This is a genomic window from Burkholderia plantarii (assembly GCF_001411805.1).
Classification (GTDB): Bacteria; Pseudomonadota; Gammaproteobacteria; order Burkholderiales; family Burkholderiaceae; genus Burkholderia; species Burkholderia plantarii.
The window spans coordinates 1-15,280 of the sequence record NZ_CP007214.1 but is presented as its reverse complement, the minus strand read 5'-3'; the positions used below and the strand labels follow the sequence as shown (position 1 = coordinate 15,280).

Annotated in this window: 13 protein-coding genes; 10 read left to right on the top strand and 3 right to left on the bottom strand. The window is 65.1% G+C overall.

Features of this window, described 5'->3' with window-relative positions; all coding sequences use genetic code 11:
• The first annotated feature begins 2 nt into the window (after positions 1-2).
• From bamE to bpln_RS32595, 10 genes are all read left to right on the top strand, one after another.
• The gene (gene bamE, locus bpln_RS32640) at positions 3-401 is read left to right on the top strand and encodes an outer membrane protein assembly factor BamE domain-containing protein (protein WP_055141316.1); all 399 of its coding nucleotides are present in this window, start codon (positions 3-5) and stop codon (positions 399-401) included.
• A 152-nt stretch (positions 402-553) separates the two neighbouring features.
• Positions 554-985: a hypothetical protein gene (locus bpln_RS32635; protein WP_055141315.1), complete on the top strand. Its 432-nt coding sequence runs from the start codon at positions 554-556 to the stop codon at positions 983-985.
• A complete protein-coding gene (locus bpln_RS32630; RefSeq protein ID WP_244132000.1) occupies positions 946-1,467 on the top strand; it encodes a protein-disulfide reductase DsbD N-terminal domain-containing protein in 522 nt (173 codons plus the stop codon). The genes bpln_RS32635 and bpln_RS32630 overlap by 40 nt, the downstream gene beginning before the upstream one ends.
• Positions 1,464-1,793 (top strand): hypothetical protein, encoded by a 330-nt coding sequence (locus bpln_RS32625; protein WP_055141314.1) that lies wholly within the window; start codon positions 1,464-1,466, stop codon positions 1,791-1,793. Before bpln_RS32630 ends, bpln_RS32625 begins: the two co-directional genes overlap by 4 nt.
• Complete coding sequence (locus tag bpln_RS32620; RefSeq protein ID WP_082465552.1) at positions 1,790-2,407, top strand: hypothetical protein; 618 nt, start codon at positions 1,790-1,792, stop codon at positions 2,405-2,407. The genes bpln_RS32625 and bpln_RS32620 overlap by 4 nt, the downstream gene beginning before the upstream one ends.
• A 119-nt stretch (positions 2,408-2,526) precedes the next feature.
• Positions 2,527-6,219, top strand: coding sequence for a YadA family autotransporter adhesin (locus bpln_RS33420; protein WP_063891382.1), 3,693 nt, complete (start codon positions 2,527-2,529; stop codon positions 6,217-6,219).
• 16 nt (positions 6,220-6,235) lie between these two features.
• Positions 6,236-6,889 carry a hypothetical protein gene (locus bpln_RS32610; protein ID WP_055141312.1) on the top strand — a complete coding sequence of 218 codons (654 nt, stop codon included), beginning with the start codon at positions 6,236-6,238 and terminating at the stop codon, positions 6,887-6,889.
• Between the two features lie 11 nt (positions 6,890-6,900).
• Positions 6,901-7,305: a hypothetical protein gene (locus bpln_RS32605; RefSeq protein WP_082465576.1), complete on the top strand. Its 405-nt coding sequence runs from the start codon at positions 6,901-6,903 to the stop codon at positions 7,303-7,305.
• A gap of 13 nt (positions 7,306-7,318) precedes the next feature.
• On the top strand, positions 7,319-8,656 hold the full coding sequence (locus bpln_RS32600; protein ID WP_055141310.1) for a DUF1173 domain-containing protein: 1,338 nt from the start codon (positions 7,319-7,321) through the stop codon (positions 8,654-8,656).
• Between the two features lie 413 nt (positions 8,657-9,069).
• The gene (locus bpln_RS32595; RefSeq protein WP_055141309.1) at positions 9,070-9,972 is read left to right on the top strand and encodes a hypothetical protein; all 903 of its coding nucleotides are present in this window, start codon (positions 9,070-9,072) and stop codon (positions 9,970-9,972) included.
• 1,498 nt (positions 9,973-11,470) lie between these two features.
• On the opposite strand, the gene bpln_RS32590 is transcribed toward bpln_RS32595, so the two are convergent.
• From bpln_RS32590 to bpln_RS34795, 3 genes are all read right to left on the bottom strand, one after another.
• The gene (locus tag bpln_RS32590; protein ID WP_055141308.1) at positions 11,471-12,445 is read right to left on the bottom strand and encodes a replication protein RepA; all 975 of its coding nucleotides are present in this window, start codon (positions 12,443-12,445) and stop codon (positions 11,471-11,473) included.
• Positions 12,446-13,453: 1,008 nt separating this feature from the next.
• Positions 13,454-14,500 (bottom strand): ParB/RepB/Spo0J family partition protein, encoded by a 1,047-nt coding sequence (locus bpln_RS32585; RefSeq protein WP_063891381.1) that lies wholly within the window; start codon positions 14,498-14,500, stop codon positions 13,454-13,456.
• The gene (locus bpln_RS34795) at positions 14,497-15,180 is read right to left on the bottom strand and encodes a ParA family protein (protein WP_082465551.1); all 684 of its coding nucleotides are present in this window, start codon (positions 15,178-15,180) and stop codon (positions 14,497-14,499) included. The genes bpln_RS32585 and bpln_RS34795 overlap by 4 nt, the downstream gene beginning before the upstream one ends.
• Positions 15,181-15,280: the final 100 nt, after the last annotated feature.

Here is a 15,280-nt window from a genome sequence, read left to right as displayed (position 1 = left end):
CCATGAAATTCGCCAAGAAAACGCTTCTGATCACGACCATCGGCGCCGCCGTCGTGCTCGCCGGCTGCGCCACCACGGGTAACGAGCGGCTCGAGGCCACCTCGCAGTCGAGCGTCCGGGCGCAGATCCAGGAGGGCAAGACCACAAAGCAGGAAGTGCAGGACACGTTCGGCTCGCCCAACAAGACCACGTTCACCGATTCCGGGCTCGAGATCTGGACTTACGAGCTCGCTCACGCGACGCCGCACGCCATCAACTTCGTGCCGATCGTCGGTGCGTTCGCGCACGGCGCGGATGTGCGCAAGAAGACCCTCACCGTGCTCTTCGACGACAACGGCACGGTCAAGAAATACACCTTTGCCGAGACCACCGACGTGGCCAAGGGAGGCATCGGCCAGTAATCCGTTTACCCCAGAGACGCGGCTCACCTACCCCGCGTTTCTTTCGAGCCAACCGGCGGTGCCGGTTGGCCTTTTTCCCGAATTTCTATTGGATTGAAGGAGTGCCACGTATGCGATCACGACCCGTCCCGCGGCCTGTCGAGCCCGCCCACGTGCTCATCGCATTCGCGCTGCTTGTCATCGCCACCAGCGTTCTGCTCGTGCCGATCGCGAGCGCGGACAGTGACTGGTTCTCAGACGAAATCTTGCCGATCGGCGCTACGGTCGCGATCGCCTTTACTTTCTGGGCGCCCGCAATGCGTGCGCTCAATGGTCACGACGCGGATTGGGAGCTGTTATTCGGCGCTCGCCGAGCCATGAAGAACTTCGGGTTGTGCGTATACGGCGTCGCTCTGGTCGGACTGGCCTGGTATTCCATCCGATTTGCCTCGTTGCGGATCGCTGGCACCCACATGGGACCTCAAGTCTGTGTGCAAACCGTGTTGCATGCGGGCCTCATCTACCTCTGGGGCTTCCTCACGCTCCCGTTCGTTCGATTTGTGTCGTGGCTCGACGCAACATGCCGCCGGCGGGGTTCGCGATGATCGCGTGGCTCGCCCGTCTCCCCAAGCTGCTGCCCCACATGATCGTGGCGGCCGCGCTCGCGTTCGCCGGCGCCGCTTGCGCCGATGCGCCCGAATTTCTGCAGCCAGATCAGGCGTTCCGTGTGCGCATGACCGAGGCGCCGGGCGCGGTCGTCCTCCATTTCGCGATCGCCGACGGCTACCGGCTGTACGGCGATCGCTTCCACGTCACGAGCGACGACGAATTGGCGCGGCTCGGCGCGATCCAGCGCGGCCCCGGCCGCATGGTGCCGGATGCGATCGCGGGCCACCCCGTCGAGGTCTTCGAGCACGCTGCAACGCTGCGCGTGCCCGTGAACGCCAGCGAGATGTTCGAACTGACCGTCACGTACCAGGGGTGCGCGACGAACGAGATCTGTTACCCGCCGATGCATCGGACGTTTCCGGTGATCGCCGCGGCGCTGCTCGGTGGCGCCGCTGACCAGTCCGGAGCGCCGCGATGAATCGCCCGCTCTCGCATCTGGCCCGTGCCCTCGAGGCGCGCGTGAGCTACGCCTACGCGACCTGCACCACGGACGCCGGCTCCGCGGCATGGCACGAGTACCTGACCAAGGCACGCCAGCACGCCATGGCGCTTGGCCGCACCCGCGCGCTCGATCCGGCCGACCTTTGCGAATGCCCCGCGCTGTTCAGCGACGTGCCGATGCTGCGCACCGCCTTTGAACAGGCGGTGGCCAGCGTTCGTCAACAGCCTCCGGCCGTCAGTGCCGCTGTCACCGCCGCTGCCGCCAACGATCCCACCCCTCACCTCCTGGAGTCTTCACGATGAAAGCTACCTTCACGCGCCTCTGCTTCGCCTGGCGATACGGTACTGATGCGTCGCGCGCGCGAGCCTTGGCCCGCCGCCAAGCCGCTGCGTCGATTCAGTGGCCGGCCAAGACACTCTTTCTCGTGAATCCGAACCCTTCTGTTCGCGATCGCGCGGGCGTCGTGATCCTTGCCACCTTCGCGGGCCTCATGTTGATGCAGGGGCTCTCCCAATCGCCGTTGCCACGCTATCTCGCCGACCGCGCGGTGCGGCCGAGCATGGAGGCGGCCATGCGGGCAGGCAATCCCGGCGCGGCGACCTGGCTCGGCGCGCGCTTCGAAACGGACTACCCAGGCCTGCTCGCCTCACAAGCCGACGCCGGCGAGCCGGGCGCCATGTACCTGGTGGGGCGTGCCTTGATGCGGGGCGCGATTGCGCCGCGCGATTACCCGCGTTCGGTGGGCATGACCCGGGCGCAGAAGGAAGCCATCGGACGGGATTTTGTGCGGCGCGCCGCAGCCGCCGGTAACGAGGACGCGCTGCTGCTGCTCATCGACCGCGGCCAGAGCCTGCAGGCCGACGCGAGCGTCTCGGCGCCCGCTGCCGGCGGATCGGCGCCGGCGGGCTCGAACTGAAAAGAACCCCCTCTGTTCCCGGAATCTTGGCGGAGGACAGGAACAGAGGGCACCAAGGGCCTGCTTGCGCAGGTGTGAACGTCCCGTGAGCCGGGATCTCGATGTAAGCGGGGATTGTAATGAAAGTGATGAAACGACCCAAACGGACGGGTATCTCGATAGCGATCGCGGCGACGCTTGCCTCCACTTCTGGTGCCGCATTCGCAGACGGTGCGACGGGCAATCAGGCCATCGCGACTGGCACGAACGCGCAGGCAAGCGGCGACGACTCCATCGCGATCGGTAACGAAGTTAGCTCGCTCGGCCTCGCGTCGACCGCGATCGGCTATCTCGCCACCGCGTCGGCAGCGAACGCGATCGCGATTGGCGCTGCGGTGAGCGCCGACTCGAGCGGCGTCGCCATCGGAAGCAACACGGCCGCGGGCGGGAATTCCACGGCGATCGGATCCACCGCATCGGCGGTCGGCCTCGAGAACGTCGCGATCGGCAACAGCGCAAACGCGGGGGTGGCCACCGGCAACGGCGTCAGCATGGGCAACGTCGCGATCGGCAACGGCGCCTTCGCGGCCGTCACGCAGACCAACACGGCAAGCAACGCGCTGGCGATCGGCTCAGCTGCATCGGCAACGGCCGTCAGTGCCATTGCCCTCGGCGCCGCGGCCACCGCTTTGGGCACTGGCGCCACCGCGCTCGGGCCGGGCGCGGCCGCAACTGGCCAGGCGGGCATTGCCATTGGTAGCGCGGCCAACGCGGGCACTGACTCTGCTGGCGGGGTCACCAGCAACAACATCGCGATCGGAACGAGCGCCAATGCGGCATCGCTCGGCAGCCCCGGAGGGGGCGCGCTCGCGATCGGCACGACGGCGAGCGCGTCGGCGGCGAACGCCGTCGCCCTAGGTACAGCCGCGAGCGCGCTCGGTCTCCAGAGCGTCGCGATCGGCAATCACACCATCGCCCTCAATCCCCGCGATATCGCGATCGGCTCGGGCTCGAGCACGAGCGCACCGCATACGGTCTCGACCATCAACGTTGCCGGCCAGGACTATGCAGTCGCCGGTACGAGCACCAACGGTGTGGTGAGCTTCGGTACCGCGGCTTCGCCTCGCCAGATGTCCAATATCTCGGCCGGCGCGGTCACGGCAACCAGTCTCGACGCCGTCAACGGGTCCGAGCTGTACCAGGTCGGTCAGGCTGTCGGCACGCTCTCGACCGGCGTCACACAGTCGGTCGCGTCGCTCTCCACCGGGGTCGCCGGCAACGTGAGCGCAATCGCCAGCCTCTCGACGGGCACCGCGGCTGGCCTGGGGTCGCTCTCCACCGGGGTCTCCGGCAACGTGAGCGCGATCGCCAGCCTCTCGACGGGTACCACGGTCGGCCTCGCGTCGCTCTCCACCGGGGTCGCCGGCAACGTGAGCGCGATCGCCAACCTCTCGACGGGTACGGCGGCTGGCCTGGGGTCGCTCTCCACCGGGGTCTCCGGCAACGTGAGCGCAATCGCTAACCTCTCGACGGGTACGGCGGCCGGCTTGGCGTCGCTCTCCACCGGGGTCGCCGGCAACGCGAGCGCGATCGCCAGCCTCTCGACGGGCACCGCGGCCGGCCTCGCGAGTACCTCCAGCACGGTCTCCGCGCTGTCGAGCGCGACCGGCTCTGCGCTGACCTCGCTATCGACGGGCATGTCCCAGTCGATGACCTCGCTGTCCAGCGCTCTCGCCGGAAACATCACCGCGGTCAGCAGCCTGTCGACCGCCGGCGCGGCCGCGCTCGCATCGCTCTCGACGTCGACGGGCCAATCGGTTGCGTCGCTCTCGACCGGGGTCGCCACAACCAATACCGATCTGCAGGCGCTTGAGTCCGGGCTCGCATCGGGAACCGTTGGTCTCGTGCAATGGGCGGGTGCCGCCGGCGGCGGCATCCTGACATTCGGCGCCGGCGCGGGCGGCGACGCCATCGACTTCACCGGAACGGCCGGCCCCCGCCAGCTCAAAGGCGTCGCGGCCGGTACGGACGCGTCCGATGCCGTCAACCTGCAGCAGCTCGATGCCGTGGCGGCCGCGGCCGGCGGTGCAGCCGCGAGCGGCATCAGCTACGACGACGCGTCCCATACGCGCGTCACGCTCGGTGGTGCCGGCTCGCCCGTTGCGCTGACCAATGTCGCCGACGGCGCACTCTCGCCCGTCAGCACTGACGCCGTATCCGGCCGGCAGCTCTATGCCACCAACGCGGCGGCAACGGCCACGGCCGCGGCCCTCTCGGATCTGGCCGCCAGCACGGGCTCGTCCCTGACCTCGCTCTCTACCGGAATATCAAACGCAACTAACAGTCTGGCGAATCTCTCCACAGCACTTTCGGCCGGCACCGTGGGACTCACGCAGCAAACAACCGGGGCATCCAACGGCGCGATCACCATTGGGGCGGCCACTGGCGGCTCGCTCGTGAGCATCGCCGGCACCGCAGGCCCGCGCCGGCTCGCCGGCGTCGCGGCAGGCACCAGCGCCACCGACGCGGTGAACCTGCAGCAACTGGACGACGTCGTCGCCAGCGTCGGCACGGGCGGTGCCAACGCCGTCGGCTATGACGACGCTTCCCACACCCGGATCACGCTCGGCGCGCCCGGTGCGGCGGCCCCTGTCGCCCTCACCAACGTCGCCGACGCCGCCCTCTCCGCGGCCAGCACTGATGCGGTCACCGGCCGGCAACTCTTCGCGACCAACCAGAACGTCTCCGCGCTGGCCAGCCAGCTCGAGGCGGGCACCGTCGGCTTGGTGCAGCAGCTCGGCGGCTCCGCCGCGGTCCTCACGATCGGCGCCGGCACCGGCGGCTCGAGCATCGACGTGAGCGGGACCGCCGGCCCGAGGCGCATCACCGGGGTCGCCGCCGGCGTCGACGCCACCGACGCGGCCAACGTGGGCCAACTGCAGCAACTCGCCGGCACCGTGGGCGCGATCGCCTCGAGCGCGCTGACCTACGACGATCCGACCAAGCTCAGCGTGACCCTCGGCGGTCTCGGTGCGAGCGCGGCGGTATCCCTGCGCAACGTTGCCGCCGGTGCGCTGTCGGCCGGAAGCCTCGATGCCATCAACGGCGGGCAGCTGTTCTCGACCAACCAGGCCGTCGCGGCCAACACGGCCGCGATCACCTCGCTCTCGTCGCAGCTCGGCGCCATTTTGCCGTCCAGCTTCAGCCAGACGACCGCGAACGCGGCGCCCGCCAGCATCAAGTACGCCGCCTTCAACAGCACCGGCGTGGGCGCCGTCGCAACGGGTGCGGATGCCGTCGCGATCGGCGCCTCGGCGGTCGCTTCGGGCGAGCGTGCGGTGTCGCTTGGCGTGGGCGCATCGAGCGCCGGTGCCAGCGCAGTGGCCTTGGGCGATACCGCGACGGCCACGGGGGCGAACTCCGTGGCGCTGGGCGCCGGGTCCATCGCCGACAAGGACAACTCGGTATCGATCGGCAATGCCGCGACGGGCATGACTCGCGTGCTCAGCAACGTCTCGCCGGGCGTCGCGCCCACGGACGCCGTCAACGTCCAGCAGCTCAACGACTCGGTGACGAGCCTGGCCAACCAGATCGAGCACAACCGACAGGACGCGAACGGCGGGATCGCAGCGGCCGTGGCGATCGCGAATCTGCCGCAGGCACCCGGACCCGGCAAGACCATGGTCGCTATCGGCGGCGGCACCTATGCCGGCCAGTCGGCCATGGCGCTTGGCATCTCGACCTATGCGGGTCGCTGGATCCTGAAGGCGAGCGGCTCGACCGATTCGCGCGGCACCGTCGCGGCTGGCTTCGGCGCCGGCTACACGTGGTAAGGGAAGGAGACGACATATGGAACGGATTCGATTCACGCATTTCACCAGTGGCGTCACGATGGCACCGCCCCGAGACGGCGTCCCGGTGGCGTTCGCTCGCGCCCTGCAGGCACGTGTCGATTACGCGACGGCCATGTTTGCGACCGACGAGGGCGTCGCGCGCCAAGCCCTGCTCAGACGAGCGCGCGAGGAAGCCAGGGACCTCGCTTGGGATCTGGTGATGATCGATGACAGCGACCTGTCCTGTCCGCACCTGTTCGCCGACGTACCGGCCTTGCGCGAGGCGTTCGAGGACTCGGTCAACTGGGCGCAGCTCGAACGGGCTGAACTGGAGGACGCACTCGCGGAGGTGCAAGCCGAGTTGGGCGAGCAGCGTGCCGAGGCTGAGCGGCGAGAGGCAACCGAGGCGGCGATCGCCGCGGGCGCCTGGGCTGCGCTTGGGTTGCCCACCCCGGAGCAATTCCTTCAAACACTGGCAGCCCGCGAGTCGGTCGACGTCCACGGGCACGTCTTCGACTACGTGAGCGATGAGGGCGTATGGGTCACGAATCCGTACGGCGCGGACGTGTTGGTCAGCATGGATCCGCTGACAGTCACGGACGCCCGACGCGTCCTCGCCTACCTCGCGCGCGGTTCGACGTACGGGCCGGTGCCGCCGGGCTCGGAATGAGGACCGCCACCATGACCCGCAATCAACACGCCAAACGTAATACCGGGGAGGCCGCGATGAACCGCAGCACGAAGACCACGCGGGCAACACTCACGGTCACCGAGGTGGCTGCGACGATGCGACCAGGCGTCAAGTACACGACGAGCCAACTCGCGAAGAAGTTGGGAGCGCCCATCTCGGCGATGCGCCAGCTTCTGTCGTCCGACGTCGCGATCGCGCGCTTCGACATGCACTCCGAATCAAAGGGGCGCACCTACTCGCTCGCCGGCACCTGCCGCGCGCCGGACGCCCACGTCGATACCCGCGTTCGGCCTGACTTCACGAGCAACTTGTCCGGCTACACGCGCGACCTCGAGACGCATCGCGCGCTCGCCATGACCACGCGCAGCGGCCCGGCGCCGCGCACCGCGCGCTAGACCAGGAGCCCCCATGCAACGATTCGAACTGGATGGCCGCGAATTCGACGGTGAGAGCAACAGCTTCCTTGGGTTGCTGCCGGCCGCGCACGACGAGAAGAAGCGTCCGCTCTGCCTTTGCCGCAGCCCAGGCATTCCCATGTACATCGCCCGCTTCGAGGATCGTTTTATCGTCAAGCGGATGCCCGGCACCGCCCGCCAGCACTCGGTGGATCCCTTGTGCGATTCCTACGAGCCGCCTGCAGGCCTCAGCGGCTACGGCGATGTCGACGGCAGCGCCATCATCGAGGATCCGGAAAGCGGCATGGTGACGCTGAAATTCGGGTTCTCGCTGGCTAAGGGCGCCTCGCGCGAAATGCCCGAGCCGTCCGGTAACGAGCCGGAGAGCGTGAAGGCGGACGGAAAGAAGCTCACGCTCCGGGGACTCCTCCACTACCTCTGGGAGCAAGCCGGCCTCAATCGCTGGTCGCCTGCGATGGCCGGCAAGCGCGGCTGGAGCCTGGTGCGACGCGAACTGCTGAAGGCCGCGGCCGGCAAGCAGTCGAAGAAGCTCGACTTGATCGACCTCCTCTACATCCCTGAGACGTTCGTGCTCGACCAGGAGGATCTGATCGAGCAGCGCCGAGCGGCGCACTTGGCGCGCATCAGCGCGTCCAATGCCGGCAAGCCCCACTACATCCTCGTAATCGGCGAACTCAAGGAGATCGCCAAGACCCGCTTCGGCTTCAAGCTGGTCATCAAGCACCTGCCCCGCTTCGGTTTGATGCTCGATGAAAAAACCAAGAAGCGTCTCGAGAAGGTCTTCAAGGCCGAGCTGGAAATGTCGGCCAGCACCGAAGGCACGCACCTGATCGTGATCGCCACGGCGAGCGTGTCGGCGAGCGGCACGGCGACGGTTCAAGAAGTCTCGATGATGTTGACGACCGAAAACTGGATTCCGTTCGAGAACCTTACCGAGCACACCCTTCTGAAGAGCCTGGCGAAGCGCCGCTTCCTGAAGTGCCTGCGCTACAACCAGGCCACGACCAGTCCGATCGCCAACGTGCTGCTGACCGACGCCGAGAAGGAGACGGCCCTCTTCGTGGTGCCGGCCGACGCGTCGACGTCCTACCAGAGCAGCCTGGACACCTTGATCGAGGAGAGCGACGTCGACGCCTGGGTCTGGCGCGTGGGCGCGGGGACCATGCCGGCGCTGCCGTTGACCGCCTACGAGGAACGGGCGGCGGCCGCCGCGCGCCGAAACCGTGCGCCGCGAGACATCCCACCGCCCGATCGGCCGCCCGCTCCGCCGTCAGGCCCATACGCCGATCCCGAATTCGATGATGCGGACTCGCCCAGGAATTGGTTGTGAGCACAACGGTGTGGAACTGGAAGGTTTCGCTGAACTGCCAAGCAACGTCGAAGGATGTTGTTGGCCGTCGGATCAACAGGAGGCGAGAGAGAACGTGACCAAAAAAACGCCCCGTGGATAGACGGGGCGTAACAGATGTTAGCGACAGAGCGGAAAACGAGCCGCCACATCAGACCAAGCTCGGATTCTAGAGCGGGAAACTGCCCTGTCAAGCGACATCTGTGTGACCAAATTTGACTGACAAAAACACACGAGATGACATACGAGAGCACAGCGGGCGTGAACGCCCCAGAGAGAAACTGCGGCCAGCGAGAGGCCGCCGCAGCACCGAGGACACGCGAATGGCAGGCGGTGGCCATCACGCACGAGAGGCGCCGGGCGCCTAGGGGCAACGTCACGCGCTAAGACGCCACGTGACTCGTCTCCCCCTTCGCTCGCAGCCGGCAGACCCGGCCGCCGCGCCATGTTCAGTGCCAGACGCCGGTGGCCACGTGCCGCCGACGTCGGTCGCGCACGCGCCGAGCCGCACGGGCGCGCTCCCCGAGCGCGTGTGGCCTGCGGACATCCCCTGCCCGGCGCCCGCGAACTCGCCGCGGCTGCTGCGTGAACTGAAGCTGCGGCTCGGCCGCTATCTCGACACGCCGCAGGCCTGGCTGCCAGCGCTCAACGCGGCCAACGGCAGCCGTCGGCAACAGCGCAGCGAGCGCCGTGTCGCGTGCGTCCAGCTGGTGCGCGCACTGGTCAAATTCTGCGACCTCTCCACGCTCCGCGTCGCGGTGCCGTCCAAGGGCGCCTGGATCGATTTCACCCTCCCCTATCTCGCCGAGCAGGCAGGCCTGCCCGTTCGGCGCGCCGAGCGCGCGCTGCGCGACCTGGTCACCGCGCGCCTGGTCAAGAGCCGGCCGCAATGCGAGCTTCAGGTCGACAAGCAGGGGCCGCGCTACCGCGGCCTGGCCGCGATCCGCTACCTCTCGCCGGCGCTCTTCGAGCAGTTCGGCCTGGGCAAGTGGCTGCGCCACGAGCGCACGCGCGCGCACCTTCGTGTGCAGCGCCGGCGCGACGCCGCCCGTAAGCGCGAGCGCAAGAGCGGCGCAGGTGCGGCCGGCGTTGGCCAGCTGCTCGAGCAGCTCACGACCAAACTCGCGGCCGCACGAGCACGTGCGAAGTCGCGCGACGCGCTGGCCAGCGCCGACCACCATGCCGAATTCGAGCGCGCGGTAATGATCCGAGTCGGCCAGCTGAAGGAAGCGAACCCTGATTGGGATCGCGATCAGTGTTTCCGCGTCGCGCGCAGCCAGCTCTCCCCGCCAGGCTAATTCCTCTGACGTTATGTAGCGCCTTCCGATCGCCCCCGCGAGGGAGGCGCACGGCCGCTTGCTGGCCAGGACAGCGCGGCCGCCCCCTCATCGGCCGAAGAACGCGCGCGGCGGCCGCAATTCCGCGCTGGAGTCCGGTGTCGCCGGCGCGGCGCTGTGGATAAATGCGGTTAAATGTCGGGGTCGGAAGGCGTTAAATGTCGGAGCTTAGTCAGAACCCATCTCTATCTACCCTAGATCGAGCTGAGGCTCCGCCTCAGAGGGGCGGGCAAGCCCGCAGACGAAACTGCGTCGCGACGCAGTCTCCATCCTCCGGCTGGCACTAAGCGCCGCGACGGGCTTCGCCCGCCGCACCGCCAAGTGCGCGTAAATCACCCGGTACCGGATAAATCCGGCACCGGGCTCAACGCGCGCGTGTGCGCGCCGACCGCCTGTTCGCTGAACGCGCCGCGGACGCAGCCAAGCTTTGCAAGGAAGGGCAGTGTACGCAACTAACGGTCTTTCGACTCATTCCTACGCTCAAACGACCTCGCGCCCTCCTAACCCCTAGCCAACAAGGTGTGGCTATCAGCCGTTCACCACGACATCAAGGAGCCAGGTCGGCCTCATCAGCGAGCCCGTCCAGCCGCAGACTCGCCGTCGTGGCGCACTCGAAGCCCAGCTACAGTGCAACACGCGCGCGCTCGGCGAGCGGCCGGCCGGCGGCGGTGGCATAAGCACCCAGTGGCGGTGCCGGCGACGCGCCGCGGCGGTGTAGCCCGCGCTCGAGAAGCAGCCGGTCGGGCCACTGCACGCGCGGGGGCGCCCCGAGCTGGCCACGGTCCGGCGGCGCCATGAAAACCTCGATGTGGACGTGGTCGCAGCCGCGGCGCCGCCAGAGTCACCGTCGATGCGGCACGCTGCAGGTGCATGACGTTCGTGCTCGACGAGCCGCACGCTGGCCTGGCCGAGGTGACCGTCGCCGGCACAAGAATGTAGGCTGCTGGCCGCCGCCAGGACATACCGCGTGGACCCTAACCGTCGACCAGGATGCGCTGGCACCGTGCGCGCTCGCCCGGCTGGCTTACCCGGCCGCAGTTCACGGACCTCGATGTGGACGTGGTGGTGTTATCGGGGCGAGCCTGACTCGAGTCGCCGCAGTTGCGCGACGTGCGCGCTCGGCGAGCCGCGGGCCAGGTCCAACCGCAGGCGGCATTTGAGCGCGGGCAGCTGACACCACCATGTTGATCTCGCTGTGGATCAGGTCCTGGGTACTGCCGCAGCGCTCAATGCGCTGTGGCTGCCCACCGCACACGCTCAATCAGAGCCGTGCGCTGGCCTGGCCGAGGCGGCTGTCTGCGGCACTAGGAGGTGAGTCGCTGACAGCCTGCCGTGCCACGTAGATCTCGACGTCGACCAAGTGGGAAGCCTGCCCAGCGCCGCACCAGGTGCTCATGGAGTAGTGGTGAAAGGCGTTTGCCCCGAGATATGCGGAGAGGAAGCCTGCTTTCTCTTCGCATTACGCGATCTTGATCGCCCGCGGGACGCTCGTCCTGGAGGGCTCCAGGTAGAGACCGGCCTTCGTGGGACTGACGTTCGCCGCCGGATAGACCTCGAGCACCTGGACCAATGCTCGTCGCACGGTCTCTCGAAACTTCTTGTCCTCAGAGGCGCCCGATCCGAATTGGAGTTTCAACGCTTCCCAAGGAACCGTGGTCGGAGCTCGCAGGGAAAAATTTCGATACGTCAGCCAGCAGTACAAATCGATGGCCATCGGCGACTGACGTAGCGCCTTCAGCGCACGCAAATCGATCGGCACCGGAGCCTCGAGGATCTCTCTGAAGAACCGTTCGGATAGTGTGACCGTCGACTGCCAAAGTCCCGCTTGCTCCGGCGCCTGAGGGTCCCACCAGAGGCAGGTTTCGTCTGCGATACTGAATTTGCGTGTTGCGAAATCCGTACCTGGCGCTGGCCCGCCACCATGAACGATAGCCATATCGGACGCAAAGAGGCGCTTCATCATTTCACGCACACGTGTGATGGAGCCGTTCTTTCCGCCCGTGTGAGCCGAGATACCCAGCGCATCCATGAACGCGGAAAGTGATTTCCCGAGAACAAGCTGCCGTTCTTTGGTGCGCACCGCTTCCGTACCTAGCCATGCGAGAAGTAGCCGGGGAATCGTTCCATAGGGGTACCCCATGCTGGCGAGCTGATTCGACTTCTGCTCAAGGTAGTAGCCTGGCTTGATGATCAGGCTCATCTCGCCCGACCTCCTTCCCCAGACCGGAAGGTCCCGATCAGGCTCGCGGTATGGCAAAGTCGCTTGCACGAGCGCACGCCCCATAAAGCCGGCCATACCGGCCCGAAACGCATCCTCACGCTCGATGGCCAGCGATTCTTCGAAGAGTCGGCTCGCGACATTCGGCCGTATCGCGGCCGACTTCGGCTCTGCAGACTTGCTCGACTTGCCCTTGAGTTTCGTCGGTTCAGCCATGATGGTGCTCGTTCAGTTTCGCGGATTAAAACATAGCCACCCTCGCCCGTCACGCATATGTCGGGGCGCCGGGGCTGGGTGTGGATAAACCCTGTGGATAACACAAGTTATCCACGCATAATTCGGGGCGGGATTTCGCATAAGTTGGGGCTCGAATCACGCATAAATCGGGGCCATTTGCGCATACCTTGGGGCGGTCCACGCATATCCTGGGGCGAAAGAACGGCCAACCATATGATAAGAAAGAGGAATTCTCCCATCTAGCTTTGCTTTTATAGGTACGTTTACTTTTAATTTGCTTGTAGAGGAGCTCGCTGCGGTGGACAACCTTCGGTTGCCCACACTTCGCGACCTCTCGACCACGAAGAAGAAAGAAAACCTTCCCCCCGACAGGTCAAATTCATGCCTTTGGCTCGCTACGGCAGATCGTGTGCAAAAAGCAGACGCACGTCCCCAGTCTCTGCCCCGAGTTATGCGGCCTTCAGATCACAGCTACCGCCCCAACGTATGCGCGTTCCTGGCTGCCTTCTAGATCCCCGTATCCCAGGGAACGTGGAGGCTTACACGAGCGGAGAGTCGTCACGAAGGCCGGTCACCCGCCCCATCTTATGCGTGACCGCGGGCTAACCTGTCGCCCCAAGATATGCGCTGGAGGTCAGATAGATGCGCCCCATCTTATGCGCCCTCTTAATCGATCGTACTAGCTCGCCCTTGTTCGTGCTTACTTCCGCGAAAAATCGAGTGGTTACTGCATGTCGATTGCAACTTCCGGATTGAACGTCTAACGTGACCCGCCCCAATTTATGCGCGTCTAGCGGCTGTCCATTCGTCCCAAGATATGCGTGGAGACGTGGCAAAAAGCGCCCCAATTTATGCGCGATCGGCGACCGTCTGTTTGCCCCAAGATATGCGTAGAGGCGCGGCCAAAAGCGCCCCAAGGTATGCGTGACTGTGAACGTCCGTTTGCGCCCCAACTTATGCGTTGTGTGGCCGGAGGCCCTCGGCTATCTACTCAGGCGACTCGCTCAGAGGATTTGCCGCGATCCACTGCATTACAAGCTCTTTCAGTTTCTCGCCGAGCTCTTCTTGAGCGGTTCCCGTTACTCCTGTGAGCGTCAATTCGGTCCGTCCATCAGCAAACTGCTTCAGCATTCCAATTTCGTCACCGCCATTTGATCGGAATGGAAACTTCGACTGGTAGTGAACCTTCGTGCGCTTTGCCCCGGCCTCCTTCGTCTGCTCGGCGGCCGCCACCTGCTCGAGCTTGCGAACGCTCGCAGTACCGTCCAGAACCTCTTTCAGCCAGCGTTCGGCAACCTCGGCCCCCGCCCGGTCACAGATCAATTTGAGGTTGTACGCGTGTGACAGACGGACGACGTCGGCCCTTTTTGCCATTGCCTCCAGGAGTGCTTTCGGAAGCGTCGTCAGTTGGAGCACCTTGCTTACGTGCTTTGGGTCGCTGCCCACGGCCGCCGCAAGTTCGTTCTGGTCGCGAAATACACCGTCATCCAGCAACTTCTTCCAAGCGTACGCGTCGTCGAAATCGGTCTGCTCGTCTCGGTCCTTGTTCGCGTGATAGGCCCGCAGATATAAAGCACTAGCTGCGAGAGATTCGTCGACAATTTCGGCGTCAATGAACTCATCGCCGCGAAGAACGGCCGCTCGCGTCCGACGGCCGCCGTCGATGGTCACCCACTTGTCTGGAAATTGAGGCAAGCGCGTAACCTTGATTGCCTCAAGTTGGCCTTGCGATCCGAACGACTCGGCCAGATTGCCGATGGTCGTTTCGTCATAAAACACCCGCGGGTTGTACGGATTAGGAATTGTGTCCGCGACCCGGATCTTTACGGATTGGCGATCGGACCTGGTGATGCCCTCGCGCGAGACGATCCCTGGAATTCTGCTTGCCACGTCACTTGGCAGTTGTGCCGCCACTTCGAGATGCGCCGTCTGAACGACCTGCGCCGCGTCGAGCCGCGCAGTCGCCGACCTCCGCTGATCGTCCATACCGGCTCGGACCCTGCTCGTCAAATCCAACTTCCCTTTCGCGTTCATGCTTTCTCCTCTGGCTCAGAATTCCCTTGATGGAGATTGACAACAGCTTCAAACAAATTCTTGAAGTCGGCTTTCGCTGCTTTCGTATTTCTCAGTCCTTTCGCGTCGAAGACCGTTCTCCCGAGGGCGGCGGCTTGTCGATACACCTCTCGATAGGGCACTTTTTCTGACAAAAGTGTTACCCCTCCCTCTTCCAGCAATCGGACCATCTGCTCACTGAGCATTGAACGAGGTTGGAATTTATTTAAAAAAAGCGCAACCTTTCCGTTCGGATTGATTGTCTGTGTTTGCTCGACGAGTTTGATCATCCCTTGATTGCTCCACATTTCCAATGGAGACACGTCGGTTGGAACGAGCGTAACGTCGGCGACAGCCAGCACACGACCGGTCGTTAAATCGGCAATATTGGGGGGACAGTCGACAATCGTGATGTCGTACTTCTCGGCGAGTGACGCTATCTGCCTCCCTATCATTTTGTCCAAGTCGGACAGGCTTACGACATCGAACGGAAGAGGCTCGTCGCCTGCAGTAGCAGCCCAGCTCATGCAGGACCTCTGATCGTCTGCGTCGGCGACCAAGACTTTGTAGCCCTCCGCCACGCACGCCCCGGCAAGATTCATCGTCGTGGTCGTTTTACCGACGCCACCTTTCTGATTTGCGACTGCGAACACCAATCCCATTCGGCTCTCCTTAATCAACTGGCATAGTCGAACCAGGAGTTCTCCACGTGGAGAATCTGGTTGTCACGCCGCATCATAAGATATTTTTTGTGAAATGTGA

Bases quoted from the DNA above. Each gene is read 5' to 3' on its own strand.
- bamE (WP_055141316.1), top strand. From the start codon at position 3: ATGAAATTCGCCAAGAAAACGCTTCTGATCACGACCATCGGCGCCGCC.
- bpln_RS34795 (WP_082465551.1), bottom strand. From the start codon at position 15,180: ATGGGATTGGTGTTCGCAGTCGCAAATCAGAAAGGTGGCGTCGGTAAA.
- bpln_RS32605 (WP_082465576.1), top strand. From the start codon at position 6,901: ATGACCCGCAATCAACACGCCAAACGTAATACCGGGGAGGCCGCGATG.
- bpln_RS32590 (WP_055141308.1), bottom strand. From the start codon at position 12,445: ATGGCTGAACCGACGAAACTCAAGGGCAAGTCGAGCAAGTCTGCAGAG.
- bpln_RS32600 (WP_055141310.1), top strand. From the start codon at position 7,319: ATGCAACGATTCGAACTGGATGGCCGCGAATTCGACGGTGAGAGCAAC.
- bpln_RS32610 (WP_055141312.1), top strand. From the start codon at position 6,236: ATGGAACGGATTCGATTCACGCATTTCACCAGTGGCGTCACGATGGCA.
- bpln_RS33420 (WP_063891382.1), top strand. From the start codon at position 2,527: ATGAAAGTGATGAAACGACCCAAACGGACGGGTATCTCGATAGCGATC.
- bpln_RS32620 (WP_082465552.1), top strand. From the start codon at position 1,790: ATGAAAGCTACCTTCACGCGCCTCTGCTTCGCCTGGCGATACGGTACT.
- bpln_RS32585 (WP_063891381.1), bottom strand. From the start codon at position 14,500: ATGAACGCGAAAGGGAAGTTGGATTTGACGAGCAGGGTCCGAGCCGGT.
- bpln_RS32625 (WP_055141314.1), top strand. From the start codon at position 1,464: ATGAATCGCCCGCTCTCGCATCTGGCCCGTGCCCTCGAGGCGCGCGTG.